Annotated in this window: 27 protein-coding genes and 1 pseudogene; 14 read left to right on the plus strand and 14 right to left on the minus strand. The window is 61.0% G+C overall.

Annotated elements, in window-relative coordinates:
* Positions 1 to 76: 76 nt before the first annotated feature.
* Positions 77 to 1,171 (plus strand): dimethylsulfone monooxygenase SfnG, encoded by a 1,095-nt coding sequence (gene sfnG, locus ACJ8IP_RS15055; RefSeq protein ID WP_025305137.1) that lies wholly within the window; start codon positions 77 to 79, stop codon positions 1,169 to 1,171.
* A gap of 4 nt (positions 1,172 to 1,175) precedes the next feature.
* On the opposite strand, the gene ACJ8IP_RS15060 is transcribed toward sfnG, so the two are convergent.
* The 9 genes from ACJ8IP_RS15060 to ACJ8IP_RS15100 all read right to left on the minus strand — a co-directional run bounded on the left by ACJ8IP_RS15060 (position 1,176) and on the right by ACJ8IP_RS15100 (position 10,899).
* Entirely contained in the window at positions 1,176 to 2,060 is an 885-nt protein-coding gene (locus ACJ8IP_RS15060; protein WP_033641720.1) for a LysR family transcriptional regulator, read from the minus strand.
* Between the two features lie 27 nt (positions 2,061 to 2,087).
* Positions 2,088 to 2,780, minus strand: a complete 693-nt coding sequence (locus tag ACJ8IP_RS15065) for an MgtC/SapB family protein (RefSeq protein ID WP_019453282.1) — start codon at positions 2,778 to 2,780, stop codon at positions 2,088 to 2,090.
* A gap of 111 nt (positions 2,781 to 2,891) precedes the next feature.
* Positions 2,892 to 3,671, minus strand: a complete 780-nt coding sequence (locus tag ACJ8IP_RS15070; RefSeq protein ID WP_108680132.1) for an ABC transporter ATP-binding protein — start codon at positions 3,669 to 3,671, stop codon at positions 2,892 to 2,894.
* Between the two features lie 585 nt (positions 3,672 to 4,256).
* On the minus strand, positions 4,257 to 5,339 hold the full coding sequence (locus ACJ8IP_RS15075; protein ID WP_108680133.1) for a porin: 1,083 nt from the start codon (positions 5,337 to 5,339) through the stop codon (positions 4,257 to 4,259).
* Between the two features lie 31 nt (positions 5,340 to 5,370).
* On the minus strand, positions 5,371 to 6,162 hold the full coding sequence (locus ACJ8IP_RS15080; RefSeq protein WP_033651402.1) for an ABC transporter ATP-binding protein: 792 nt from the start codon (positions 6,160 to 6,162) through the stop codon (positions 5,371 to 5,373).
* A gap of 16 nt (positions 6,163 to 6,178) precedes the next feature.
* Positions 6,179 to 7,900, minus strand: a complete 1,722-nt coding sequence (locus ACJ8IP_RS15085) for an ABC transporter permease (RefSeq protein WP_033641724.1) — start codon at positions 7,898 to 7,900, stop codon at positions 6,179 to 6,181.
* Between the two features lie 482 nt (positions 7,901 to 8,382).
* Positions 8,383 to 9,072, minus strand: a complete 690-nt coding sequence (locus ACJ8IP_RS15090) for a trehalose-6-phosphate synthase (RefSeq protein WP_033641725.1) — start codon at positions 9,070 to 9,072, stop codon at positions 8,383 to 8,385.
* A gap of 13 nt (positions 9,073 to 9,085) precedes the next feature.
* Positions 9,086 to 9,496: a GNAT family N-acetyltransferase gene (locus ACJ8IP_RS15095; RefSeq protein ID WP_033651400.1), complete on the minus strand. Its 411-nt coding sequence runs from the start codon at positions 9,494 to 9,496 to the stop codon at positions 9,086 to 9,088.
* Between the two features lie 32 nt (positions 9,497 to 9,528).
* Positions 9,529 to 10,899 (minus strand): glutamine synthetase family protein, encoded by a 1,371-nt coding sequence (locus ACJ8IP_RS15100; protein WP_413714905.1) that lies wholly within the window; start codon positions 10,897 to 10,899, stop codon positions 9,529 to 9,531.
* A gap of 236 nt (positions 10,900 to 11,135) precedes the next feature.
* Here ACJ8IP_RS15100 and ACJ8IP_RS15105 point away from each other — a divergent pair, with 236 nt between their 5' ends.
* Positions 11,136 to 11,435, plus strand: coding sequence for a hypothetical protein (locus ACJ8IP_RS15105; RefSeq protein ID WP_164106855.1), 300 nt, complete (start codon positions 11,136 to 11,138; stop codon positions 11,433 to 11,435).
* A 15-nt stretch (positions 11,436 to 11,450) separates the two neighbouring features.
* On the opposite strand, the gene ACJ8IP_RS15110 is transcribed toward ACJ8IP_RS15105, so the two are convergent.
* Together ACJ8IP_RS15110 and ACJ8IP_RS15115 are read right to left on the minus strand one after the other, a co-directional pair.
* Complete coding sequence (locus ACJ8IP_RS15110; RefSeq protein ID WP_147880132.1) at positions 11,451 to 11,852, minus strand: putative T6SS immunity periplasmic lipoprotein; 402 nt, start codon at positions 11,850 to 11,852, stop codon at positions 11,451 to 11,453.
* A complete protein-coding gene (locus ACJ8IP_RS15115; RefSeq protein WP_047572830.1) occupies positions 11,849 to 12,388 on the minus strand; it encodes a hypothetical protein in 540 nt (179 codons plus the stop codon). Before ACJ8IP_RS15115 ends, ACJ8IP_RS15110 begins: the two co-directional genes overlap by 4 nt.
* Before the next feature lie 448 nt (positions 12,389 to 12,836).
* Between ACJ8IP_RS15115 and ACJ8IP_RS15120 the strand changes: the two genes are divergently transcribed.
* Positions 12,837 to 13,136, plus strand: coding sequence for a helix-turn-helix domain-containing protein (locus ACJ8IP_RS15120; protein ID WP_047572825.1), 300 nt, complete (start codon positions 12,837 to 12,839; stop codon positions 13,134 to 13,136).
* Here the strand turns inward: ACJ8IP_RS15120 and ACJ8IP_RS15125 are convergent.
* Complete coding sequence (locus ACJ8IP_RS15125; RefSeq protein ID WP_047572821.1) at positions 13,126 to 14,043, minus strand: LysR family transcriptional regulator; 918 nt, start codon at positions 14,041 to 14,043, stop codon at positions 13,126 to 13,128. The two genes, ACJ8IP_RS15120 and ACJ8IP_RS15125, sit on opposite strands and share 11 nt — an antisense overlap.
* Before the next feature lie 168 nt (positions 14,044 to 14,211).
* Here ACJ8IP_RS15125 and ACJ8IP_RS15130 point away from each other — a divergent pair, with 168 nt between their 5' ends.
* From ACJ8IP_RS15130 to ACJ8IP_RS15160, 7 genes are all read left to right on the plus strand, one after another.
* Complete coding sequence (locus tag ACJ8IP_RS15130) at positions 14,212 to 14,910, plus strand: CoA transferase subunit A (RefSeq protein ID WP_122004233.1); 699 nt, start codon at positions 14,212 to 14,214, stop codon at positions 14,908 to 14,910.
* 11 nt (positions 14,911 to 14,921) lie between these two features.
* A complete protein-coding gene (locus ACJ8IP_RS15135; RefSeq protein ID WP_025305151.1) occupies positions 14,922 to 15,575 on the plus strand; it encodes a CoA transferase subunit B in 654 nt (217 codons plus the stop codon).
* 14 nt (positions 15,576 to 15,589) lie between these two features.
* A complete protein-coding gene (locus ACJ8IP_RS15140; protein ID WP_442524443.1) occupies positions 15,590 to 16,774 on the plus strand; it encodes an acetyl-CoA C-acetyltransferase in 1,185 nt (394 codons plus the stop codon).
* 18 nt (positions 16,775 to 16,792) lie between these two features.
* A complete protein-coding gene (locus ACJ8IP_RS15145) occupies positions 16,793 to 17,716 on the plus strand; it encodes a 3-hydroxyacyl-CoA dehydrogenase family protein (protein ID WP_413714908.1) in 924 nt (307 codons plus the stop codon).
* Positions 17,717 to 17,758: 42 nt separating this feature from the next.
* Positions 17,759 to 19,153, plus strand: coding sequence for a GntP family permease (locus tag ACJ8IP_RS15150; protein ID WP_442524456.1), 1,395 nt, complete (start codon positions 17,759 to 17,761; stop codon positions 19,151 to 19,153).
* Positions 19,154 to 19,165: 12 nt separating this feature from the next.
* The gene (locus ACJ8IP_RS15155) at positions 19,166 to 19,936 is read left to right on the plus strand and encodes a 3-hydroxybutyrate dehydrogenase (protein ID WP_047025151.1); all 771 of its coding nucleotides are present in this window, start codon (positions 19,166 to 19,168) and stop codon (positions 19,934 to 19,936) included.
* Between the two features lie 369 nt (positions 19,937 to 20,305).
* Positions 20,306 to 21,442, plus strand: coding sequence for a porin (locus ACJ8IP_RS15160; protein WP_442524444.1), 1,137 nt, complete (start codon positions 20,306 to 20,308; stop codon positions 21,440 to 21,442).
* A 36-nt stretch (positions 21,443 to 21,478) separates the two neighbouring features.
* Here ACJ8IP_RS15160 and ACJ8IP_RS15165 read toward each other — a convergent pair whose 3' ends face one another.
* Positions 21,479 to 22,300 carry an AraC family transcriptional regulator gene (locus ACJ8IP_RS15165; protein WP_187048594.1) on the minus strand — a complete coding sequence of 274 codons (822 nt, stop codon included), beginning with the start codon at positions 22,298 to 22,300 and terminating at the stop codon, positions 21,479 to 21,481.
* Between the two features lie 120 nt (positions 22,301 to 22,420).
* On the opposite strand from ACJ8IP_RS15165, the gene ACJ8IP_RS15170 reads away from it, so the two are divergent.
* The 3 genes and pseudogenes from ACJ8IP_RS15170 to ACJ8IP_RS15180 form a co-directional block, all read left to right on the plus strand.
* A complete protein-coding gene (locus ACJ8IP_RS15170) occupies positions 22,421 to 22,798 on the plus strand; it encodes a hypothetical protein (protein WP_103101794.1) in 378 nt (125 codons plus the stop codon).
* Positions 22,799 to 22,808: 10 nt separating this feature from the next.
* Positions 22,809 to 23,684 carry a helix-turn-helix domain-containing protein gene (locus ACJ8IP_RS15175; RefSeq protein ID WP_047025153.1) on the plus strand — a complete coding sequence of 292 codons (876 nt, stop codon included), beginning with the start codon at positions 22,809 to 22,811 and terminating at the stop codon, positions 23,682 to 23,684.
* 233 nt (positions 23,685 to 23,917) lie between these two features.
* Positions 23,918 to 24,835: pseudogene (locus ACJ8IP_RS15180) on the plus strand (L,D-transpeptidase family protein); the annotation flags it as partial.
* Between the two features lie 174 nt (positions 24,836 to 25,009).
* Here ACJ8IP_RS15180 and ACJ8IP_RS15185 read toward each other — a convergent pair.
* Complete coding sequence (locus tag ACJ8IP_RS15185) at positions 25,010 to 25,312, minus strand: DUF5862 family protein (RefSeq protein WP_033651388.1); 303 nt, start codon at positions 25,310 to 25,312, stop codon at positions 25,010 to 25,012.
* Positions 25,313 to 25,804: 492 nt separating this feature from the next.
* Between ACJ8IP_RS15185 and ACJ8IP_RS15190 the strand changes: the two genes are divergently transcribed.
* Positions 25,805 to 26,212: an ExbD/TolR family protein gene (locus ACJ8IP_RS15190; protein ID WP_089192535.1), complete on the plus strand. Its 408-nt coding sequence runs from the start codon at positions 25,805 to 25,807 to the stop codon at positions 26,210 to 26,212.
* The last annotated feature ends 1 nt before the right edge of the window (position 26,213 follow it).

Here is a 26,213-nt window from a genome sequence, read left to right on the forward strand (position 1 = left end):
GGTTTTCAATATTTGGAAATCAATAATGGTTATATGCGCGCCGCATAACGGCGCCGACGGTCAGAGGGAGAGAAGCATGTCAGCAGCAAACCACTCGCAGCAGCCGATTCAGTTCGCCTACTGGGTGCCGAACGTTTCCGGCGGCCTGGTGATCAGCAATATCCCGCAGCGCACCGGTTGGGACATCGGTTATAACCGCAAGCTGGCGCAGATCGCCGAGCGCGCCGGTTTCGACTACGCGCTTACCCAGATCCGCTTCACCGCCGGTTACGGCGCGGAGAACCAGCACGAGTCGGTGTCGTTCTCACAGGCCCTGCTGGACGCCACCGAAAAGCTGAAAGTGATCGCCGCACTGCTGCCGGGGCCGTGGAACCCCACGCTGGCGGCCAAACAGATCGCCACCATCAGCCATCTTTCCAACGCGCGCATCGCGGTGAACATTGTCAGCGGCTGGTTCCGCGGCGAGTTCAAGGCCATCGGCGAGCCGTGGCTGGATCATGAGGAGCGCTACCTGCGTTCGGAAGAGTTTATCCGCTGCCTGCGCGGCATCTGGACTGAGCCCAGTTTCACCTTCGCCGGCGATTTCTACCGTTTCCGCGACTACTCGCTGAAGCCGAAGCCGCTGGCGCCGTTGCCGGAAATTTTCCAGGGCGGCAGCTCACGCGCGGCGCGCGACATGGCGGCGCGGGTCTCGGACTGGTATTTCACCAACGGCAACAGCGTGGAGGGCATTCGCCGGCAGGTGGAGGACATCCAGAGCAAGGCGCAGGCCAATCACCATCGGGTGAAGGTGGGGGTGAACGGTTTTGTCATCGCCCGCGAGAGCGAACAGGCGGCGCAGGCGGTGCTGCAGGAGATCATCGATCACGCCAACCCGGAGGCGGTGCAGGGCTTCGGGCACGAGGTGAAGAACGCCGGGGCGGCCTCGCCCGAGGGCGAGGGCAACTGGGCCAAGTCCACCTTCGAAGACTTGGTGCAGTATAACGACGGCTTTAAAACCAACCTGATCGGCACGCCGCAGCAGATCGCCGAGCGCATCATCGCGTTGAAAGACGCCGGGGTGGATCTGCTGTTGCTGGCGTTTCTGCACTTCCAGGAAGAGGTGGAGTACTTCGGCCGTGAAGTGATCCCGCTGGTGCGCGAACTGGAGCGCCAGCGGGCGGCGGCCTGAGCGTTCAACCCGTTTGCAGGGTTTGCAGCAGGTGGATAAAGGCGGCGCTGAGCGGCGGCGTGGCCGGCTCATGGCGGGTAAAGACATAAAAGCGCGCGCTGATGTCGATCCCCTGTGTCGGGATTTTCTGCAGGTGCAGCTGCGGGGCGTAGTGCGCGACGACCCGATCGCTCAGCAGCGCGATATAGCCCTGCTGCCTGACCAGGCACCAGGTCGCCAGAAAGGAGTCGGTCTCGACGATCTGGCCGTGCGGCGTGTAACGCTCGGCGATCTCGCGGATGGCGGCGTGTCCCACCGAGCAGGAGCGCGGCACCACCCATTTGGCTTCGGCCGGCGGCTGCCCGGCGGCGGTCAGGTCGCCCCCTTGATAGAGCGAGAAGCGCTCGCTCTTCAGCGCCTGCATGGCCAGATCGGCGCCGCCCGCCGCGCCGTTCAGGCTGCTGACCGCCAAATCCAGCTCGCAGTTTCTCAGTCGGGCGAGCAGGCCTTCCGGGCCGTCTTCCACCACCGTCACCCGGGTATGCGGGTAGCGGCGGTTGAAGCCTTCGAGCACCTGGGGCAGGTAGCACAGCAGCGGATCGACGCTCATCCCCACCCGCAGGCGCTTCTCGCCGCCGGCGCTCATGCCGCGCAGCTCGTCAAACGCGCTGAGCAACTGATTGGTGGCGGCGTCTATCCGCCGGTAAAACAGCTCGCCGACCGCCGTCAGGCGCACGCCGCGGTTGCTGCGCTCCAGCAACCGCGCGCCGATGGACATTTCCAGCTCTTTGAGCACCCGGCTGAGCGTCGGTTGCGAGACGGCCAGTTTTTTCGCGGCATCGTGCAAACTTCCGCAGTGAACGATGTCTTTGAACATCGTCAGATGAGCCAGTTTTGGCATGGTTTTCATGGTGGATCTCCCTGGAAGTGAACGGCATTAGCCGGAGCCGGCGATGCGGCTGTAATAGGCCTGTTTCATCATGCTGTCGTTCAGCAGTTTATTGATGGTCTGGTCGAGCACCGGCGTGGTGACGGAGGCCGGCATCAGCGTGGCGGTGATCTCCACGTCGTCGTCGCCAAAGGGTTCGATATCCAGATGCGAGATAAAGCAGTTTTCTCCTTGCAGCACCTGTTTGAATTTGGCCAGCGCTTCACGCTGTTCATGCTCGAAGGCAATGACGCAAATCTGGTAGGTGGATTCGCCGTTAACGTCATTGAAGGGCTGTTTGTTGACCATATTGACCAGCGGGCGCAGCAGGGTGTTGGCGGCGAGCACGAACAGCGTGGCGGCCAGCGCATCGCCGTACAGGCCGCAGCCGGCGCAGGCGCCGACCGCCGCGGAGCCCCAGAGCGTGGCGGCGGTGTTCAGGCCGCGGATGTTCATCCCTTCTTTCATGATGGCCCCGGCGCCGAGAAAGCCGACGCCGGAGACCACGTAGGAGATGACGCGCACCGCGCCGCCGCTGCCGTCGATGGTCATGGCCAGGTGGACGAAGATCGCCGCGCTGGTGGCCACCAGCGTATTGGTGCGCAGCCCGGCGGTGCGCTGGCGGAATTGTCTTTCATAGCCGATGGCGGCGCCCAGGACGGACGCGGTCAGCAGCGTCAGCAGTGTATGAATGAAATGCATGATAATAACTCGATGTATTATCCGCTTATCATGAGCCACCCGTGGCGGGGTGACTCTTGATAAACAGGTAGTTAAGTTGGCGGGATCCGTCCCGCCAGGCCAGGGCGGCGCTCAGTGCGCGGCGGCGATCTGCCGGCTGAGCGTCTCGCTGATTTTGTCCGTCAGCGGTTGCATCCCCTCGCGGGTGCGCGTCTCGCGGCGCTGCGCGATGTGATAGCAGCCGTCGAGGGTGCCGGCGCCCAGCAGGAGGATGCGATCAGACATCATCACCGCTTCCTCTACGCTGTGGGTCACCAGCACGATGGAGCGGGTTTTGATCTGGCGCGTGCTCCAGATGCGCAGCAGATCGCTGCGCAGGTGTTCGCCGGTATAGACGTCCAGCGCGGAAAACGGCTCGTCCAGCAACAGCAGCATCGGTTCTACCGCCAGCGCGCGCGCAAAGCCGACCCGCTGGCGCATGCCGCCGGAAAGCTCGCGCGGGTAGGCGTCGCGGTAGGGCGCGAGCCCGACCAGATTGAGCATTTTCTGCGTCTGGGTTTCGACCACCTGCGGCGGCAGATCCTGCGCCTGCAGCCCGAAGGCGATATTTTGGTAGACGTTCAGCCACGGGAAAATGGCGAAGGTCTGGAACACCATGTTGATCTGCGGATTCGGCCCCGAGACTTTTTTATCCCCCAGCATCACGGTGCCCAGATCCGGCGCGATCAGGCCGGAAAGTATGCGCAGCAGGGTGGATTTGCCCGAGCCGGACTGCCCCAAAATGCTGACGACCTCGTTATCGTAGAGGCGCAGGTTGATTTCATTCAGCACCAGGCGTTTTTCTTTACCGGTAGGCTGAACGCTTTTGCTGACGTTATTAACCGTCAGCAGCGTGGTTTTTTTTACCATCATGATGTTTCTCCACTCAATTAAAAATATGAGCATGGAAAAATGGCCGATAGTTATCGCCGCGCAGGGGTAAAATAAATGCGAGCGCAAATAAGCCTGAGCGTTATCGGACTGTTAATAAGCGTATGCTGGAAGGATTAGCCTGTCAGGCGCGCCGGAGCGGCGTGCGCGGAGGCCATGCGCTGAAGGGGTAAAGCGAAGGGATGTGGTAACTGACGCATATCCTGACACTTTCAGGATGCAATGGGATGACTATTGCTCCTGTGACCTCAGCGATTCCAACAATAAAATAAACAACCAACTGTCGCCGTCCATATCATTTCCCCGTTATTTTTCGTGTGGCCATAATACGCGTGATATTGCCTGTGATTCAATGTGGTTAGGCGGAATTATCGCGGCAAAATGTAATTTAATATGAATACGGGAAAGTTTTTCTTTATTTATTAAACGGAGCGTCAACGAAAATCATGAGAGTGAATATAGGCGCTATTTTATGGAAATATAAACCTGAATTAAACGAGAGAATAACAGGGCGGGCGCAAGACAAATAATGAACCGGCCGCAGCGCGCGCTGCGGCCGGTATCGGGTCAGAACTGATACATGATGCCGGTTTCGACAATGTCGTCGGCGCCGGCGCCGACGGCGTTCTGCCGTTGCAGCAGGTTGAGCTTGTACTCCACGTAGGTCGACATATTGGCGTTGAAGCTGTAGTTCAGCGCCAGATCCAGGTATTTGACCAGATCGGCGTCGCCAATGCCGGGCAGGTTACGGCCGCGCGTTTGCAGGTAGGCCACCGAGGGCGTGACGCCGGAATCGAAGTGATACTGCGCGACCGCCTCGACGGCGTCCGCGCGGGGGGCGAAGCCGGCGTAGCGATCGCCGTCGACATAGGTCATGTTTTCGGTGCGCGCATAGCTGGCCGCCAGGTAGAGGTTGTCCAGATCGTATTTCAGCCCCAGCGTCCAGGCCCGGGCGCGATCGCCGTCAGCCAGGCCGAAGCGCTGCTGCGCCAGGGTGCGCGCAGAGTTGGCGTAGGCGGCGCCAAAGTTTAGCCCCGCGCCGGTGTCGTAGGTGGCGGAAAAGGCGTAGCCATCGCCGTTTTGCGTCTGAATATCCTTCGCCCGCAGAGTGTCGTCCCCCCGATTCTTCCCCTGATATTGCAGGCCGAGATCCAGACCGTCCAACAGCCCGCCCAGGCCGCGGTTGTGGTAGGTCAGCAGGCCGTTGGCGCGGCCGGTCATGAAGTTGTCGGCCGCTTCGTAGCTGTCGTTGCCGAATTCGGGCAGCACGTCCGTCCAGCCGGCCACGTCATACAGCAGGCCGTAGTTGCGGCCGTAGTCCAGGCTGCCCCAGCGGCCGAACGCCAGCCCGGCGAAGCCCAGCCGGGTATAGCTATTGCCCGGCCCGGCGCTTTCCGGCTGATCGAGCCCCGCCTGATATTCCCATTGGCCATACCCTGTCAGCCCGTCGGCGATCTGCGTCTCGCCTTTGAAACCGAAACGGGTGTAGGAGCGATCGCCGTTATTGTCGGCATCGCTGCTGAAGTAATGCACCCCGTTCAGTTGACCGTACAGATCCAGTTTATTGCCGTCTTTATTGACGATTTCTGCCCCGGCGGCGGCCGCCGGCATCAGGATGACCAGCGCCATCAGTAAGCTTTTATGTTTCATTTCACTACCCTGAGTTAACGAAAATGCGGCCTTATCCGGCCGGTTGCGCCCGCGCGATTTTTTTGTACAGGCAGCTGCGGATCCGATCGGTGAGGTGCCGCAGGCTGTCCCGGTTGCGCGCCGCGCGGGGAATATTGATGCTGAATTCGTCATCGATCCGTTTGCTGGTCGCGTCCAGGATCAGCACCCGATCGGACATCAGCACCGCCTCTTCGACGTCGTGCGTCACCATCACCATGGCGCGCGTGCGCAGCCGGTTGTCTCCCCACAGCGCCAGCAGATCGCTGCGCAGTTTTTGCGCGGTAAAGATATCGAGGGCGGAGAAGGGCTCGTCCAGCAGCAAGACATCGGGCTCTACCGCCAACGCCCGGGCGAAGCCCACCCGTTGGCGCATGCCGCCCGACAGCTCGCGCGGCCAGGCGTGCTCATAGCCGCTCAGCCCCACCAGGCGCAGCAGCGCCTCCAGCCGCTCGGCGATCGTCTGCGGCGGCAGCTTTTGCGCCAGCAGGCCGAAGGCGATGTTGTCGTACACCGTCAGCCAGGGGTAGAGCGCGTAGGATTGAAACACCATGCCGGCGTTGGCGCTCGGGCCGCAGACCGGTTTGCCCGCCAGGGTGAGCGTGCCGCTGTCCGGCGGGATCAGCCCGGCCAGCATGCGCAGCAGCGTGGACTTGCCCGAACCGGATTGCCCCAGAATGGTGACGAACTCGCCGGCGTGCACGGTCAGCGACACGTCGCGCAGCACGGGGGTGGGGCGCTTGTTTTCGCCGATAAACGTCTTGTTCAATCGACGGGCGCTGATAATCACGTCTTGAGTCAGCATGTTGTTCCCCCTTTGATCAGTCATATTTGAATTTGGTTTCCGCAATGCGATACAGCGGTTGCCAGACGAAGATGATGCACAGCGCCACCAGCGCGCACATCGCGGCGCAGCCCAGTGCGGACTCCGGGTTCTTGCCGGCGTCGGTGACGACGGAAATGAACGCGCCCAGCCCGGTGGCGCTGAGGGTGGTGCTGCCCCACTGGATCACTTCGGCGGCGATGGCGCTGTTCCAGGCGCCGCCGGCGGCGGAGATGATGCCGGTCACGATGTAGGGGAAGATCGCCGGCAGCATGTAGTAGCGCCACCAGCGGAAACGGCGCAGCCCGAAGGTTTCGCTGACCTCGGTGATCTGCGTCGGAATGGCGGAAACGCCGGCGATCACGTTGAACAATACGTACCACTGGGTGCCCAGCATGATCATCGGAATGGCCCACCAGCCGAGATCCTGATGATAAATGGCGATGAAGGCGGCGATCAGCGGGTAGAAAATGTTGGGCGGAATGGCCGCCAGGATCTGGATGATCGGCTGGAAGATCTTCACCAGGCGCGGATTCAGGCCGATCCACACCCCCAGCGGCGTGAAGATCGCCACGCTGAGCAGCATGGCCGCGGCCACGCGCGCGGTGGTGAGCAGCATCCACTCCGGCAGCATGGCGAAGTACTGTTTGGGGAAGTATTCCCACAGCCGGTAACCGAACCAGACGCAGGCCAGCACCACGCCGAGATACCACAGGCTGCGCCACAGCCAATTGCCTTTGGCGGCGAGGCGAAACAGGCGGTGCAGGCCGAGGGCGTACCACAGCCGCGGCAGCTTGAACAGCCACAGATCAGCCAGCGCGCGCAGCGTGCGGCCGAGCGCCGCGCCGACGTGCGAAAAGGCCAGACTGTTGTAGAACCACGGATTGCCGAGCGCCCGATTGGCGGTAACGTCTTCGTATTTGAAGCGGGCGGTGTAACGCACCAGCGGGCGGAAAACCAGCTGATCGAGCAGCACGATGTTGGCGGCCAGCGCGACGATCGCATACAGGATCGCCGGCACGTTCTGCTGCGCCAGCGCTTCGGCGATATAGGAGCCGACGCCGGGCAGTTCGACCGAGCGATCGCCGACCGGAATGGCTTCGGAGGCCACCAGGGCGAACCAGGCGGCGGATTGCGACACCATGGCGTTCCACAGCAGGCCCGGCACCGAATAGATGAATTCCAGCCGCCAGAAACGTTGCCACGGGTTGTAATTGAAGCTGCGGGCGGCTTCGTCCAGCTCCTTGGGCACGATGCGCAGCGTCTGATACAGCGTCAGCATCATGTTCCAGGCCTGGCCGGTAAACACCGCGAAGATGGCGGTGCACTCCAGCCCCATCACGCTGTGTGGGTAGAGGTTGAGAAAGTACACGGTCGTGAAGGTCAGGAACCCCACCAGCGGCACCGACTCCATAAAGTTGACGAAGGGCAAGATCACCCGGCGCAGCGGCGCATAGCGCGCGGCCAGCACGGCGAACACCACAGAAAACAGCAGCGACCAGGCCATGCCGAGGAGAAAACGCATGCTGGTTCTGAGCGAATAATAAAGCAGGTTCCAGGCATCGAGACTAATGGCAGAGACGTTTTGTTCATTGAAGTCGCCGTGCATGTCGCCCCACGCGCGAATAAAAAAGGCAATGAAGAAAACGCCGATGGCGATAACGATAAAGTCATTTAAATAAGACTTTCTGAAAACAGATGTACCCCGGTTATTTTGCATAACGCAATACCTTATTTTTCCCATAAGAAATCCGTCGGCGCTCGGGTAATAGGCCCGGCGACATCAGATAAATACCGCCACAGCGGTTGAGACAAACATTATTTTCGCAGCGAGGCGATGGGCGGGCAGGCAGAGCGGGAAAGGCCGTCAGAAGGGGAGCGGTTGCCGCATTCCGTATCTTTCAGAATGCAACGTGGATGGCATTACTGAAAGGTGCCCAATAGCATTAGCGTAAAACTAAAACTTTCATCGCCCATAGGGCCCTCCTCGGTTTAAATATGGCACGGAGAGGGTAATGTGTTTTGCTAATAAAAAGCAATTGGCGGCGCGCGGTTTTTACGGTTGATATGTAACAGGATGAATATTCATTTTTTAATCGCTATATTCAGAAGATAAAATAACCTATTTTGATGGCGGTAAATGCGGTGAAAATAAATCGCGGCGAAATAAAACGGCGCGCCTGAATACCGCGCGCCGTAACATTAATAAACCTGCCTGCCGTTGATGCCGGCGGGGAAAATGCCGGTGGCGAAGAGATGCCCGTTGGCCTGGATCTGGTCGTCGGGCAGCATCTCCAGCGGAAACTCGGCCGCCAGGCAGTTGAGAAAGGCGTTGCGATCGTCGGTGGTGGTAAAGCCGATCAGATCGTAGAACAGCAGCGAAGCGATCAGCTGGCGATGTTCCGGGATGCGCCGCAGCAGCGCCGCCGACGGGAACGGCAGATGGAAAAAGAACGCGCAGTCGTTCAGCAGCCCCTGTTCCTTCAGCGCCTGGGCGCAGGGCAGCAGTTGGTAATCGTCGATGCAGACGATGTCGCCCGGGCACAGGTGTTCGCAGGCGATATCGGCGAAACGGCGATTCAGCTGCCGGTAGGCGCGGTAGTTTTCCGGCGTGAAGTGCGCCTTCTCCGGCTGGTTGTGGAACACTGGCCACAGGCCGTCGTGGTAGTAGCCCTGATAGTGGCGGCGGAACTCTTCGATCGACAGCGGGAAGGTCACCTGATCGTAACCGGCGTCTTGACGGCAGTGGATCGGGCGCTGCGCGAAATTCTGTACGTCGCCGTTCCAGCCGAGCCACAGCCCCGGTTCTGCGTCGGCCGCCAGCGTCCGGCCGGCGCAGGCCAGATCCTTGCCGTCGCACTGCTTGTTGGAAATCAGCACCAAACGAGACATGGGGGTCTCCTTATCAGTGAAGGGCGCGCGGGGCGTGCGCCGCGCAGTCGGCGCGCCAGGGCGCTTGCAGCGCGGGCAGCGTGACGCGCAGGCCGCGCAACGCCGGATGCGCCAGGCAGCAGCGCGCCAGCCAGCTTCCCAGCCCGACGCCGCGGTATTCGGCGCTGACGAACAGTTCGCTCACCGAGGCGAAGGTGGCGTAATCGGTCACCATGCGGGCGAAGCCGAGCTGGTGGCGCTTGCGATACAGGCCAAAGCACAGGCCGTGGCGCGCCAGGCGCTCCGCCGCCGCTCGATCCTGCAGGCTGAGAAAACGCTGGATCGCGTCGATATCCAACAACTGCCGATCGGTGCTGATATGAAAAACGCCTTTGCGCCAGCAGAGCAGCGGCTGTGCGGGCGCCCGTTGCGGTTGCATATTCATGATTATCCTTAAGTTAACGAATCAGTGGGCGGTTACAGCATCCAGCCGAGTTCGGCGGCGGTGACCTGTTCCTCGAAGCGGCGCAGTTCGGCGCTTTTGCAGGTGTGCCACAGGGTGCAGAACGCCGGGCCGAGCAGTTCGCGCAGCGGATCGCTGTGGCGGAACAGCGCCAGAGCCTCCTGCTGGCCGAGCGGCAAGGGCGCGGCGTTGTCGCTCTCGCAGCCGTTGGCGGCGGGCGGCAGCGGCAGCGGGTGTTCCAGCCCGTGCAGCAGGCCGCCGAGCATTACCGCCAGCGCCAGATAGGGGTTGGCGTCGGCGCCGGCCAGGCGGTATTCGATGCGCTGGTTGGCGCTGTCGGCGCAGGGCAGGCGCAGCGCCACCGTGCGATTGTTGTGGCCCCAGGAGGCGCGCAGCGGCACGTGCATGCCGGGGCGGAAGCGGCGAAACGCGTTGATGTTGGGCGCCAGGATCGCCATCGACGCCGGCATCAGCGCCAGCATGCCCGCCATCGCCTGCTGCATGTTGTCGCTCAGTTCGCCCGGCGCGCCGGTCAGCAGGTTCTCGCCGTGCTCGTTCTGCAGGCTGATGTGAAAATGCAGCCCGCTGCCGGCGGCATGGGCGCAGGGCTTGGCCATAAAGCAGGCGTGCTGGTGATGTTGCTCGGCAATCTGCCGCGTCAGGCGCTTCAGCGCCATGATCTGGTCGCAGGCTTCCAGCACGCGCCGGCTGTGATGCAGGTTCAGCTCGTACTGGCCGGAAGCGGCTTCGGCCACCACGCCGGTCAGCGGCAGGCTTTGCAGCCGCGCGTGCCGTTCGATGTCGCTCAGCAGCGCATGGTGGCGCTCGGGCGCATCCACCGCGAAGCTCTGCGTCGGGCAGGCTTCCGCCTCGGCGGGGCGCTGCGGATCCTGCAGGTAGAACTCCAGTTCGGCCGCCACCACCGGGAAGCAGTTGCGCTCGTGCAGGCGCTTCAGCACCCGTTGCAGCACCACACGCGGTTCCAGCTCGCAGGCGTCGCCGTCGGCGTTTTGCATCGTCAGCAGCAGCTGGGCGTGGCGTTCGGGATCGCGCGCGCAGGGGCGCAGCGTGCCGGGCACCGGCAGGCACAGCCGATCCGGCTCGCCCGCCCGTTGCCCCAGCCCGCTTTCTTCAATCACCCGGCCGTGCAGATCCAGGGCGTAGATCGACAGCGGGAAGTAGCAGCCTTTTTCCAGGCCAAAGGCTTCGGAGATCGGCAGGCGCTTGCCGCGCAGCTGGCCGTTCAGATCGTGCAGATAAATATCCAGCTGTTCGGTATCCGGATAGCGCTGCAGGTAGTGTTCCAGCTCTTTGCGAAAGGTGCGCGTCGGCGATGCGGGCAGCTCTGCCAGCAGAGGATTGAACCCGATAATATTAGAATGCATGGCGCGCTCCAGAACGAAGACCGGTCACGGCCAGAGGCAGGGATAAACGCATGAGACAACTCTCTTGTGAGGCCATAGCGGCGATGTGAAAAGGGTATCTGCGGCGGCAAAAACTGTCTGTAAAAACGCCGTAACGTTAACGGGGCGCGGAATAAAAATGCCGTAAAGAGCGCGGCGGGTTGGCAGGGGCGGCACGGTCTATACTGGCGAGACGGGCCGTAGAAGGAGAGATAACGATGAAGAGAATAGGGTTGCTTATCGCCGCGCTGGCCGCGTTCCACGCCACCGCGTCTTCCCCACAGGCGTGGGCCGAGAGCGAACGGGCGATGCGCGCCGCCTGCCTGAAAGCCAGCGGGCTAAAAAACGCCAGGATGGAAGGGGATATTATTCACTACGGTGATGACGTCGGCTATTCGGCGCTGTTTATCGGCGGGCGCTACCCGCAGCCGTTTATGAAAAACCAGCCGGGCAGGGAGCTGTGCTTATATCAGCGCGCCACACAGAAGGCGGCGGTGCAGGCGGTGGAGGGGGAATAAATAATCCCAGCCTCCTTACTGTAGCTGTATTTCTCCCTTGGGATTAATTATTAAGTTGAATTCTTTCATGTATTTACGCCTTTCCGTATCGTTATTCATCGAGACGCCGAGCAAGACCGAGTATTCTCCCGCAGCCCAGTTTACCTGCGGATAAGTGACGCATTGCCCTGGCTTCAGGTCGGGCAACGGAGTGACTTCTGGTGAGGTCCAGACGATATGCCATTGCTGTTGTTCCTGTCGTGAGACGATCACTCCCCTGTTTTGCAGGCTGTCGCCGCTGCGAACGCTGTTGATAGGCACGGCAAAGCAAGGTTGGTTGTCTTTGAGCGAGACGTCTAACGGATGGTACCAAGGCTGAGTGGATTGGCAGCCGTTCAGCAGCAGTGCGCACAGTAAAGAGAAATAAGGTCTTGTCATAGCAAGGTGTTCCGGTTCTTTGGATTGTTCAGGAAAGCTCGCAATACCCATTCATAACGTTTTTTGATGTCTGGCCCAATAATGCCGCTGTAGTTGGTGATTACTTGAAAGCCATTGCGCCCGAATTTAGTGAGATAGAAATAGTCTGCAATGATACTTGCCTGCGCCTCCATTCCATAATCGGATAGAAGATGATAATTGGGCAAGGAATACTGATAGGACACCGCCCAACTAGCCAACCCGCGCAGGCGTACGTTCATGCCTAATTGATATTGCCAGACATGCGCCATTTCATGGATAAACCAATGCTGATCGTAGGCGTTTGCCGTGGCAAAGTCTTCTTTGAAGTGTTTGGGCATAAAATAGAGCGTGCCATTTGGTGTTACGGCCGTATCTTCATGCTGTAAGCCGAAGGGGAAATAACTGCCGTTATGGACGCGAACGCGTGAGTAATCGACAGCATTTTTGTAGAGCTGCCTGGCCAATGTGATTTCACCGGCCGTAAGCTTTCTTGACTTTCCGTGAGTTGTGGCCATGGTTTTAATCCGTTAAAACATGAAAAAAACACCATAACGAAAGTTCAGACATGATTAACCCACTTTGTCACAATCTTTTGCGTTCGCTCACAAGACGGAAAGGCAAAAGTGTGTTTGGCGTAATTAATTGATTGATATGGGGAATGACTTTATTATTTTTATATTCATTCATAAATAAAAACCGGGTTGCGTGCTTTATTACCTCGCCAAACCCGCATGTTTTCATCTCTTTCCGATGCTGATGTCGCTGTTCCCGTCTCTCGTTGCATCCCCTGTTCAAGCCGCAAGGCAATAACCACTTTCTTTTGCCAGCTGCCAGGCAAAACGCCAATGGCGGTCTGGAGAGAATTATATATTCCAGTCTATCGTTTATATAGATTTCAATCTATAATCTGGCGATGCCATGTGGACGGTAATGACAACGTAAAGAGTTTTCAAGGAGTAACCCATGAGCACCCTAAAGCAACTGCTGGCCTCCCGCTCCCCGGAGAGCCGCCGGCGTATCGAAGAAATGGCCGAAGAGATGCTGTTTGAAACGCACCTGCATCAGCTGCGGGAAGCGTTGAATATTTCCCAACAGGAACTGGCGAAAACGCTGGGCATTTCTCAGCCTTCGGTCGCGGCCATCGAAGGGCGCGGTAATGAGCTGAAGATTTCGACCCTGAAACGCTACGTGGAAGCGATGGGCGGCACGCTGCGCCTGGACATTGAACTGCCGGGCGGCAAGCACGTCGGGTTTACGGTTTAAGCGCAGGCTGCCCGCCACTCCCCGCCATCTCCCGTTCGATTACCGTCGCCAGCGCCTGCGCGGCGGAAGAGAGTTGGTGCTGCGCCAGGCGGATCAGGCCCACGCGCCGTTCGATGATCGGGCCGATCAGCGGCACGCACACCGCCCCCAGTTCATCCATCTGTTGCTCGCACAGCGCCGGCACCGCGCTGGCGCCGAGGCCGTTGGCCACCATGCGCCCGACCGTCACCAGCTGGTGGCTCTCAAACGCCACCTCCAGCGTTCGCCCGCTGCGAGCCAGTTCCTGCTCCAGCAGCAGCCGCACCGCCGATGGCCGCTGCAGGGTGATGAAATCCAGCGTCAGCAGCTCCTTCCAGCTCACCTGCGCCTTGCGCGCCAGCGCCGAATCCTTCGGCACCACCGCCAGAAAGCGATCGCGGCACAGCGGGGTGAAGTGCAGGGTGTCGCTCGGCTCCGGCTCGAAGGCGATGCCCATCTCCACCCGGCCTTCGCGGATCATTTCAAACACCTGTTCGTTGATGACGTCGTGCACCGCCACGTTGATGCCGGCATAGCGATCGCGAAACGCCTTGAGGATCGGCGGCAGCGGGTTGCCGGCGAACGACGGCATGGCGGCGATCGCCACCTTGCCCATCTGCAGGGTGAAGCGCTGACGCATCGCCTCTTCCGCGTTATCCCAATCCGCCAGCAGCTGGCGCGCCATCGGGAAGAAGGTTTCTCCTTCCGGCGTCAGCGTCACCCGGCGGGTGGTGCGCAGCAGCAGCGGCCCGCCCAGCGCGTCTTCCAGCCCACGGATCGCCAGGCTGAGCGCCGGCTGAGAAATATTCAGCCGCTCGCTGGCCTGGGCGAAATTCAGAGTGTGAGCTACCGCTAAAAACGCGCGTAACTGTTTGATGCTCATTTTCATTTTGGCTGGCGTTAACTCTTTGTTAATTGTCGGTTAACGAGTGATTAATAAAAATTCTAAATGAATGCGGCATAAAAACAAAATTAACAAATCATTTTTGTGACCTGAAGATGCCCTCACGCAAGCCAGGGCATTTCGCCCTGCGCCGCAACATGCAGGGGCAACGATATGGCAGGGCTCGACAAACGCGTCGGCAGCTACCAGGAAGCGCTGGCAGGCCTGACGGACAACATGACGGTGCTGGCGGGCGGCTTTGGCCTGTGCGGCATCCCGGAGAATCTGATCGAAGAGATCCGCCGGCGCGGCGTGCGCGGGTTGACGGTGGTTTCCAACAACTGCGGCATCGACGGGTTCGGCCTCGGGCGGCTGTTGGAAACCCATCAGATCCGCAAGGTGGTGGGATCTTACGTCGGCGAAAACGCGCTGTTCGAACAGCAGGCGCTCAGCGGCGAGCTGGAGGTGGATCTCACGCCGCAGGGCACGCTGGCGGAGAAGATCCGCGCCGGCGGCGCCGGCATCCCGGCATTCTTCACCGCCACCGGTTACGGCACGCCGATCGCCGAAGGCAAAGAGGTGCGCGAGTTCAACGGCCGCCCCTACATCATGGAAACCGCCATCACCGGCGATTTCGCCATCGTGAAAGGCTGGAAGGCCGATCACTTCGGCAACGTCATCTACCGCCACACCGCGCAGAACTTCAATCCGCTGATGGCGACCGCCGGGCGCATCACGGTGGTGGAAGTGGAAGAGATCGTCGCGCCGGGCGAGCTGGATCCGGCGGCGATCCACACCCCCGGCATCTATGTCGATCGGCTGATCCAGGGCACCTTCGAAAAGCGTATCGAACAACGCACCCTGCGGGCATAAGGAGAATTCGCATGCTTACCCGTGAACAAATGGCGCAGCGCGTGGCGCAAGAGCTGAGGGACGGTTACTACGTCAATCTGGGCATCGGCATCCCGACGTTGGTGGCCAACTACGTGCCGGCGGGCATGGACGTGATGCTGCAGTCGGAAAACGGTCTGCTGGGGATGGGCGAGTTCCCGACCGAGCAACAGCTGGACGCCGACATGATCAACGCCGGCAAGCAGACGGTCACCGCGCGCCTCGGCGCGTCGATCTTCGATTCGGCGCAGTCGTTCGCCATGATCCGCGGCGGCCATGTCGATCTGACCGTGCTGGGGGCGTTTGAAGTGGACGTCGAGGGCAACATCGCCTCGTGGATGATCCCCGGCAAGATGGTCAAGGGCATGGGCGGCGCGATGGATCTGGTGGCGGGGGCGGAGAACATCATCGTGGTGATGACCCACGCAGCGAAGGGCGGCGAGTCCAAGCTGCTGCCGCGCTGCACGCTGCCGCTGACCGGCGCCAACTGCATCCGCAAGGTATTGACCGATCTGGCCTATCTGGAAATTGAAGACGGCGCCTTCGTGCTGCGCGAACGCGCGCCGGGCGTCAGCGTGGCGGAGATTGTCGCCAAAACCGCCGGCCGGCTGATCGTGCCGGAGCAAGTGCCGGAAATGCGTTTCTGAAACGGGAGGTGAATGTGCAACAACGTGAAGTGGTGATCGTGGCGGCGACGCGCACGCCGGTCGGCAGTTTTCATGGCGCGCTGGCGCCGCTGACGGCGGTGGAACTGGGCACGGCGGCGGTGCAGGGGCTGCTGGCGCAAAGCGGCGTGGCGCCGCAGCAGATCGATGAAGTGATCCTCGGCCAGGTGCTGACCGCCGGCTGCGGGCAGAATCCGGCGCGCCAGACCGCGCTGAACGCCGGGCTGCCGTTTACGACGCCGGCGCTGACCATCAACAAAGTGTGCGGCTCCGGTTTGAAGGCGGTGCATCTGGCGGTGCAGGCGATCCGCAGCGGTGACGCCGACGCGGTGATCGCCGGCGGCCAGGAGAGCATGAGCCGGTCGCCTTACCTGATGACCGGCGCGCGCGCCGGTCTGCGTCTCGGTCACGCGCAGATGGTGGACAGCGTGATCCACGATGGCCTGTGGGACGCGTTCAACGACTACCACATGGGCATCACCGCCGAGAACCTGGCGGAGAAATACGCCATCAGCAGAGAAGAACAAGACAGATTCGCGCTGCGCTCGCAGCAGAAGGCGCAGGCGGCGCAGCAGGCCGGGCGTTTCGCGCAGGAGATCACGCCGGTGACGGTGCCGCAGCCGAAGGGCGAAGCGCTGCGGGTAGAGCGCGACGAACAGCCGCGCGACACCAGCCTGGAGGCGCTGGCGCGGCTGCGCCCGGCGTTTCGCAAAGAGGGGACGGTGACCGCCGGCAATGCCTCGTCGCTCAACGACGGCGCCGCCGTGGTGCTGCTGATGAGCGCGGAAAAAGCCGCCGCGCTGCGTTTGCCGGTGCTGGCGCGCATCGCCGGTTACGCCTCGTCGGGCGTCGATCCGGCGATCATGGGCATCGGCCCGGCGCCGGCCGCGCGCCGCTGCCTGGATAAAGCCGGTTGGCGGCTGGAGGAGGTCGATCTGATCGAAGCCAACGAAGCCTTCGCCGCGCAGGCGCTGGCGGTGGGCAAAGAACTGGGCTGGGAGGCGGAGCGGGTGAACGTCAACGGCGGAGCGATCGCGCTGGGGCATCCGATCGGCGCGTCCGGCTGCCGCATTTTGGTGTCGCTGCTGTACGAAATGCAGCGCCGCGAGGTGAACAAGGGGCTGGCGATGCTGTGCATCGGCGGCGGGCAGGGCGTGGCGCTGGCGGTAGAGCGCCCGTAAACAACCGAGGAAGGCACGATGCAGTCATCTGACTATGCGGTACTGGGCGCCGGGCTTATGGGGGTGGGCATCGCCACCCACTTTATTCGCCACGGCCATGAGGTGCTGCTGTATGAACCGGATCCGCAGCGCCGGGCGGAAGCGCCGGCGGTAGCGAGCGGCATTCTGGCCGAGCTGAGCGACGTCGGGCAGTTTGATCGCGGCGAACGCGAAGCGGCGCTGGCGCGGCTGCGCGTGACCGGCGATCTGAACGCGGTAGCGCGCGCCCGGCTGCTTATCGAGGCGATCCCGGAACGGCTCGAGCTGAAGCACGCGCTGTATGAGCAGTTGGAAGGGCTGATCGCTGACGACGCGGTGATTGCCAGCAACACCAGCGGCTTGCCGCCGGACGAGCTGGCGGCGCGCATGACCCATCCGCAGCGGCTGCTGATCGCCCACTTTTGGCACCCGCCGCACCTGATCCCGCTGGTGGAGATCGTGCCCGGCAGCGCCACCGAGCCGCGCCATCTGGCGGCGGTGCAGGCGCTGCTCGGCGAGATGGCGCTGGAGGCGGTGCTGCTGGAACGCGCCGCGCCGGGGTTTGTCGGCAATCGGCTGCAGTTTGCGGTGCTGCGTGAAGCGCTGCACATCGTCCACAGCGGCATCGCCAGCGCTGAGGTGGTGGATCAGGTGATGCGCGCCTCGCTGGGGCGGCGCTACGCCATGGTCGGCCCGCTGGAGGCCGCCGACATGACCGGGCTCTCGACGGTGGCGGACATCGCCCGCCACCTGTTCCCGGAACTGGCGACCGGCGACGAGATGACGGCGCTGGTGGAACAGCGGCTGCAGCGCGGCGATATCGGCCAGCGCAGCGGCCGGGGATTTTATCTTTGGGATGAAGCGCGCAGGGAACGCATTCAACGGCGACGGGCGCATCAGCTGCGCTTTGCGCTGAAACCGTAATTTCGCACGCCGTACCTGACAATAACAACGATAGCGAGGTGCCTGATGAGCGTTTTGATTGCCCTGGCAGCACTGGGATTACTGATGCTGGCCGCCTACCGCGGCTACAGCGTGATTTTGTTCGCCCCGATAGCCGCGCTGGGCGCGGTGCTGTTGACCGACCCCGGCGCGGTGGCGCCGACCTTCACCGGGCTGTTTATGGAGAAGATGGTCGGCTTCGTGAAGCTCTACTTCCCGGTGTTCCTGCTGGGGGCGGTATTCGGCAAGCTGATAGAGCTGTCCGGCTTCTCCCGTTCGATCGTCGCGGCGGCGATCCGCATTCTCGGCCGACGCCACGCCATTCCGGTGATCGTGCTGGTGTGCGCGCTGCTGACCTACGGCGGGGTGTCGCTGTTCGTGGTGGCGTTCGCGGTTTATCCGTTCGCCGCCGAGCTGTTCCGCCAGAGCGGCATCCCCAAGCGGTTGATCCCGGCCACCGTGGCGCTCGGCGCCTTCTCCTTCACCATGGACGCCTTGCCCGGCACGCCGCAGATCCAAAACATCATCCCGACCAGCTTCTTCGGCACCAACGCCTGGGCCGCGCCCTGGCTGGGGCTGATCGGCTCGCTGTTCATCATCGCGGTCGGTTTGCTGTATCTTGAACGCCAGCGGCGCAAGGCGCAGCTGAAGGGGGAGGGGTACGGCATCGATCTGCTGAACGAGCCGGAAACCCCAGACGACATCAACCTGCCGAACCCGCTGATCGCCATCCTGCCGTTGATTTTGGTCGGGGTATTCAACCTTGGCTTCACCCATTGGATCCCGCAGTGGTACGGCGCCAGCCACGAGCTGACGCTGCCGGGGCTGGCCAAGCCCATCACCACCGATGTGGCGAAGATCACCGCCATCTGGGCGGTGGAAGCGGCGCTGGTTTCGGGTATTCTGCTGGTGGTGGCGTTCGGCTTTCGCAATATTCGCGGGCGGCTGGCGGAAGGCAGCAAGACGGCGGTCGGCGGCGCAATTCTGGCGGCGATGAACACCGCCTCCGAATACGGCTTCGGCGCGGTGATCGCCGCGCTGCCGGGCTTTTTGGTGCTGTCGCAGGCGCTGTCGGCGATCCCCAATCCGCTGCTGAACGAAGCGATCAGCGTCACCCTGCTGGCCGGCATCACCGGGTCGGCCTCCGGCGGCATGAGCATCGCGCTGGCGGCGATGGCCGATAACTTCGTGGCCGCCGCCCATGCGGCACACATTCCGCTGGAAGTGCTGCACCGGGTGGCCTCGATGGCCAGCGGCGGCATGGACACCTTGCCGCACAACGGCGCGGTGATCACCCTGCTGGCGATCACCGGCCTTAGCCACCGGCAGGCCTATGGCGGCATTTTCGCCATCACCCTGATCAAAAGCGCCGCGGTGCTGTTTGTGATTGGCGTGTTCTACCTGACCGGCATTGTTTAAAGGAGCGATACCATGAGTGTACAAGGCAAAACCGCGCTGGTGACCGGCTCGACCAGCGGCATCGGCCTCGGGATAGCGTCCGTGCTGGCCGCCGCCGGCGTGCGCGTGATCCTCAACGGCTTTGGCGATGTGGAAGCGGCGAAGGCGCAGGTTGCCCGGCTGGGCGCCGCGCCGGGGTATCACGGCGCCGATCTCGGCGATGCGGCCCAGATAGCGGACATGATGCACTATGCCGAGCGTGAGTTCGGCGGCGTGGACATTCTGGTGAACAACGCCGGCATTCAGCACGTGGCGCCGCTGGATCAGTTCCCGGTGGAGAAATGGAACGCCATCCTCGCCATCAACCTGTCGGCGGTGTTCCACACCTGCCGATTGGCGCTGCCGGGCATGCGCGAGCGCAACTGGGGGCGCATCATCAACGTGGCGTCGGTGCACGGGCTGGTGGCGTCGAAAGACAAATCGGCTTATGTGGCGGCCAAGCACGGCGTGGTGGGGCTGACCAAGACGCTGGCGCTGGAAACCGCCCGCACGCCCGTGACCTGCAACGCCATCTGCCCCGGCTGGGTGCTGACGCCGCTGGTGCAACAGCAGATCGACAAGCGCATTGCCGCCGGCATCGATCCGCAGCGGGCGCGCGATGAGCTGCTGGCGGAGAAGCAGCCGTCGCAAGCGTTCGTCACGCCGGAGCAACTCGGCGAGCTGGCGCTGTTCCTGTGCAGCGATGCGGCGGCGCAGGTGCGCGGCGCCGCCTGGAACATGGACGGCGGCTGGTTGGCGCAGTAGTGAATTCTCTCTCGGAGCGCGCAACGCGCTCCGTCGTTATTTCCCGCCATTAATTAATTCCATCGCGTGACGGTTTACCTGCGGCAATAATATTTATTTGTTATTTGCTATCTTTATTCCCAGATAATCACGCCGGGTTATTTTGGGTAAAAGATGCGGATTGGTTTATTTCGTGCTGCGGTTATTACATTATTTTTCTCCGTGTTACAGGTGAACACGTTTCTGCTGAAAATAAGCCCAACCTGAAATAATGGCAGATTATGATGTGAATTTTTATATCTTGCGTGCGCTGTTGACATCGGGTAATTATTTCCGCGTGGCTTAAGACCACCGTGTTTATAACAATAATTTTTTCGGGCAGGGGTAATAATGAGAAAGAATACAACGCCAATATTCATTGGCGGCGTCTTGCTGTCGGCGTTATCCGCCGGCGCACAGGCCGAGATCACCATTCTGGATAAAAACCCGCAGAGCAATGTGTTGCTGGCGCCGCTCAGTTTAAAGGTGGGCGGCAGCATTCGCCCCGAGTGGATCTTCAATAACGGCCCGGAGCCGGGCTATGACAAAAACGGTCACGACGGCGGCACGCGTTTTCGCTTCAGCGGCGACTATGCGCTGACGCAGGACACCTCGATCATCGGCTATTACGAGTGGGGCGTCGATCTGGCGCACGCGCTCAGCTGGGACGGGCACTACAATGAGGACGGCAAACGCGACTATCAGCGCCAGCTGTACGCCGGTTTCAAGGACGATCGTTACGGCACCCTGACCTATGGCCACCAGTACGGCATCTATTATTCCGTGGTCGGCATCAAAAGCGACGTCTGGGATAACGACGGCCACGCGGGCGGCACCGGCATCGGTATTTCCGGCGATTATGACGGCGGCAATAAACCGAAAAACAGCATCAAATACACCAATGATTTCGGGCCGGTAACGCTGTACGCCAACTATTTATTGCCGGAAGACGATCTGCACACCGCGGATAACCTGATTTACCGCCGCAAGGGCGGTGGCGGGCTGGGCTTCGATTATAAGGTGACGAAGGATTTCACCTTCAGCGCCGCCTACAGTTATACCGAGGCGAAGATCAAAGATAATCTGTACAACGAAAAGGATTATCACCAGCAGCTGTCCGGCACCGCGTTGACCTGGCAGCCGAACAACTGGTACATCGTCGGCACCGCCAGCTATTACAAAGACTATGTGCCGAGCACCCGCCAGCGCACGCTGTCGCACTTATTCGCCGGCGACGGCTACGGGCTGGAAGGCTTCGTCGGTTACACCTTCAATATCGACAAGCCGTTCCTCAAATCCGTTCAGCCTTACGTCGCGGCGGACTCGCTGCGGCTGAAAGGAGACGAGGCGTATCACGCCAACCACGTCTACCTCGGCGCGGGCACCACCATCGGTTACGGTCTGTCGGTGTATGTGGAGCGCACGCTGGCCAACAGCAGCGACAACGAGCCGGATTCCACCTGGATAACGGTGTTCTACGACTTCTGATCCGCCTCTTGCCAGGCCGGCGCGGGTGCCGGCCGTTCACATGCTGATCGCGCCGCCCGGAGATTGCCCGGCGGCGTTGCGTTCCGCCAGGTAGCGCGCCGGCGGTTTGCCCACCGCCTTTCTGAACATGGTGACGAAGCCGCTGGCGCTCTCGTAACCCAGATCCAGCGCCACCGTCTGTACGCTCTCGCCCTGCGTCAAGCGCTGCAGCGCCAGCATCACGTGCAGCTGGCGACGCCAGTGGCCGAAGCTCATGCCCATCTGTTGTTGCAGCGTGCGGCTGAGGGAGCGCTCGCTCATGCCGATGCGCTGCGCCCACTGGCCGAGGGTGGATTTGTCCGCCGGGCAGCTCAGCATGCCTTCGGTCAACTGCCGTATGCGCGCATCGTCGGATACCGGCAGATGCAGATTCTCGATCGGCGCGGCCACCAGCTGATCCAGCAACACCGCCGTCAGGCGCCCTTCGGCGCCCTGTTCGTCGTAGAGCGGTTCGAAGGTGGTGGCCTGCAGCAGCAGTTCGCGCAGCAGCGGCGAGACCGACAGCGTGCAGCAACTCTGCGGCAAGCCGGCGACGACGTGTTGATCGACGAACAGGCAGTAAGCCTCGGTCGAGCCGGCGCCCTGGGCGTTGTGCAACACGTTGCCCGGCATCCACAGCGCGCACTGCGGCGGCACCAGCCACAGGCCGTTTTCCACTTCGCAGCGGATCATGCCGCGCACGGTATAGATCAGCTGCGCCTTTTGATGACGATGCGGCTCGACTTCCCAGTCCTGCGCGATGGTGGAACTCTGCACGGCGAACAGCGGGCGCGGCACCTGATCGATATCGATATTGCGGCGTGGGATCTGGACTTTCATGAGAACAATTCTCAATTTGGCGGAATTGAAAAGTATTATGTCCTGATTGCGCAATGTGGTCTAGCGCCGGTGCCGATAAAGTAAGCGCCAGTCCTAAACCCTTTCGCGAGGAAACTGATTATGTCACTCGATACCGCCGATTTTCCGCTGGTGTGGATGCGCCGAAACGGGCGCGATACCCAGGCCGAGCTGGCTGAATTCAGCGCGCTGCTGGCGCGCGCCGAGCCTTTCGTCCTGATGACCGATCGCAGCGTCGGCGATGAAGGTGAAGAGCACGATCGCGACGCCCGCACTCAGGTAGCGCTGTGGAAGCGCGATAACCGCGCGGCGCTGAAGCGGTGGGCGAAAGGCATGATCATGCTGGAACCGGACGACGCCAAACGCGCGGCGGCGGAAGCATTCGCCGAATACGGCGCCAAATTCTGGGGCTATCCGGTACTGGTGGCCGCCGATGAAGCCGCAGGCCGGATGTTGGCGCTGACATTACTGAGCAAATAAGGGGAACACCATGCACCAGCAACAGGTGATTGAGCAGCTGCTGGCCTGGATCGAGCAGAGCCTGGATCAGCCGCTGACGCTGGACGACATCGCCGCCAAATCCGGCTATTCCAAGTGGCATTTGCAGCGGATGTTCAAGCAGCACACCGGCCATATCCTTGGCACGTACGCCCGCCGCAGAAGGTTGACCGCCGCCGCGCGCGAACTGCGCCTGACCGGCACCAGCGTGGCCTGTATCGCCGATACGTACCAGTTCGATTCGCAGCAGACCTTCACCCGCTGCTTCCGCAAGCAGTTTGGTCTGCCGCCGGCCAGCTATCGTCGCAGCCAGGATTGGTCGAGCTACGGTCTGCAGCCGCCGCTGCGGCTGACCGAAGCGCCGCTGCCGCAGGCCGATATCGTGACGCTGCCCGCCATGCAGCTGGTGGGCAACACGCAACGCCGCAGCTTTACGCTGGGGCAGTTGGCGGCTTCCAAATGCGAGCTGCGTCGCCATGCCTGGCGGCAACTGCTGCGGCCGCAGACGCTGCCCGAAGTGATGTATGGCCTTACCAGCCTGGAGATCGACCGGCAGCGTCGGGGCTGCCCGCGCATGGCGTATACCGCCGCTTTGCCGGACGAAGGGGCGGTGGGGGAACGGGTGACCATCGAACAGGGGGAATATGCCCGTTTCACCTATCAGGGGCAGGCGGAAGGGTTACAAAACTTTATTGTCCGGCTGTATGACACCGCCATGCCGCAGATGAACGCCATCCGCCGGCCAGGGCAGGATATCGAGCGGTTCTACCCGGCGCAGGAGGGCAGTTGCCCGCTTGGCGGCGCGGCGATCCGTTGTGAATATCTGATCCCCATTCGGCGGGCGGAGGCGCTGGCCGCCGCCAGTTAGGCGGCGGTTCTCGCAGAAAATCGCCTTCGTGGCGCGTCAGGTTACAAAAAATTGCGATATTACATCGGTAATGGTTCACACTTTGATTGATGTGCACATATAATGCGCATCCGGTCAAATCCCCCCTGGGTTTTCAGGCCGCAGCGCCGTTGGCTGCCGGCTGAAATTCAACGGGGCAAAGTGGCCGTAGAAACCAATACCCATAATCGCCAGTGGCCTTGACCAACACGAAGATGAAAATGAGCATTCGCGCGTTATTAACCCTGTTTACGGCACTGGTTGCATTCAGCCAGGCTGCCTTCGCCGTCGTCTACCCGCTGCCGCCAAAAGACAGCCGTTTGGTGGGCGAAAATATCCAAATCACCGTACCGGAAGACAGCAAACTGCCGCTGGAGAGCTTCGCCGCCCAGTATCAGATGGGGCTGAGCAACATGCTGGAGGCCAACCCGGGCGTGGATCCGTTCCTGCCGAAGGCCGGCAGCACCCTGACCATCCCGCAACAGCTGATCCTGCCGGACGCGCCGCGTGAAGGCATCATCATCAACAGCGCCGAAATGCGTCTGTACTACTACCCGAAAGGTTCCAACACCGTCGTGGTGTTGCCGATCGGCATCGGCCAGCTGGGTAAAGACACCCCGCTGAACTGGACCACCACCGTGCAGCGCAAGAAAGACGGCCCAACCTGGACGCCGACCGCCAAAATGCGCGCCGAATACGCGGCTGACGGCGAGATCCTGCCTGCGGTGTTCCCGGCCGGCCCGGATAACCCGATGGGGCTGTATGCGCTGTATGTTGGCCGCCTGTATGCCATTCACGGCACCAACGCCAACTTCGGCATCGGCTTGCGCGTGAGCCACGGCTGCGTGCGTCTGCGCGCCGACGACATCAAGTACCTGTTCCAGAACGTGCCGGTCGGCACCCGCGTGCAGTTCATCAACGAACCGATGAAGGCCACCGTCGAACCGGACGGCTCGCGCTACGTGGAAGTGCACAACCCGCTGTCGGCCAACGAAGAGCAGCTGCAATCCAAGGATCCGGTGCCGCTGACCATTTCCGCGCCGGTCGGCAAAGTGCTGATGGACGCCGGCGTCAACCAGAGCGAAGTGGATGCGGCGATCAAGGCTCGTTCCGGTATGCCGGTGAAAGTGAACTGATCGCCTCGGGCTTCAGTGACAATACCAAGAAGACGCCTGCGGGCGTCTTTTTTTATGAGCCGAAGTGCTGTCAGGATATTTGCGCCGGCGCGTCTCCGGGATTAACGGTTTTTTTATTCCCCGCGCGTCAAAAATAAAATAGCCGCCGCGCCGGCGGCCATTTTATTTCTATTACAGGCTGCCGCCGACCGAGGTCGAGGTGGAGCCGATCGTCTCGCGGAAATGTTTCGCGTAGTCGGCCACTTCCTGCTGCGTATGCGTCAGGCCATAAAGACCCAGCCCCACACCGCCTGCAACGCCGCCGATGAGGGTGCCAACCAATTGGCCGACCGCACCGGCAATAAAGCCGCCTGCGCCTGCGGATTTGCCTGCAATCAGCGCGCCGGTCATGGCGCCGTCCAACAGCCCATCCCAGGCCGCGTTCAGATCGCCACCGCTAACGTACTGTTCTTCATATTGACTAAGTACTTTCATATACAATCCTTATAAATAAAAGGGTGACTTAGTGGGTTTAATTAAATTCTAAAATAACGCCGTAGCGCTATTTCACTTTAAAAATATAACAGCTGATATTTGATTGGCAATATTCTATTCAATGAAGGGTATTATTTGGTTAAATATAGGCGCATTCATTTTTGGCGAGTGTTTTAAAGAGGGGGGTTGGGAATGTTCTTGGGAAAAATAGCAGATATCGCTGGAAGGTGAGAGGCAAAGCCGCCGCCGGTTGGCGCAGCTTGTCACTATTTTCACATTTATTGTCTCGTCATCCGCACGGCGTTAGGCCCACATTGCAATTATTCCGATAAAAACTATCGCTAATTAATGGGTTATATAGCCCTTGCCATCGTTAGTTATTGAAAAAATTCTCGCAAAAAATCCGCACTGTGAAAATAAGATCACACAAGCGTAACAAAAGGTAAACAAACCCCTCCTATATTGGCTGCTTCGCTTTTGTGAGGGAGTGTCATGCGTAACTGGAACGAACCGAAAAAGAACAAAGCGCACATCGAACTGATCCCGATGATCGACGTGATGATGTTTTTATTGGTGTTTTTCGTCTTGATCAGCCTGAACGTCATTCCGGCGATCGGGTTGAAAACGCAGCTGCCGTCCGCCGGCAGCGCGCAACAGCTGAAACCGCAGAAGAAAGCGATTATCACGCTGGGGGCCGACGAACAGCTGCAGCTGGATGGCCAGCCGATCGCGCTCGACGCGTTGGTCACGACGCTCAAGCAACAGCAGCAGGCCAACCAGACCACCACCATCATCGTCAACAGCGACAAAGGCGTGGCGGTCGAGCGGCTGGTGGCGGTCATGGATAACCTGCGCCAGGGCGGTTTCTTCTCCGTCTCCATCGCGACACGGAAGCTGTGAC

Origin of the sequence: Serratia sp. CY52157, assembly GCF_052168495.1 — a bacterium.
Lineage (GTDB): Bacteria > Pseudomonadota > Gammaproteobacteria > Enterobacterales > Enterobacteriaceae > Serratia > Serratia ureilytica.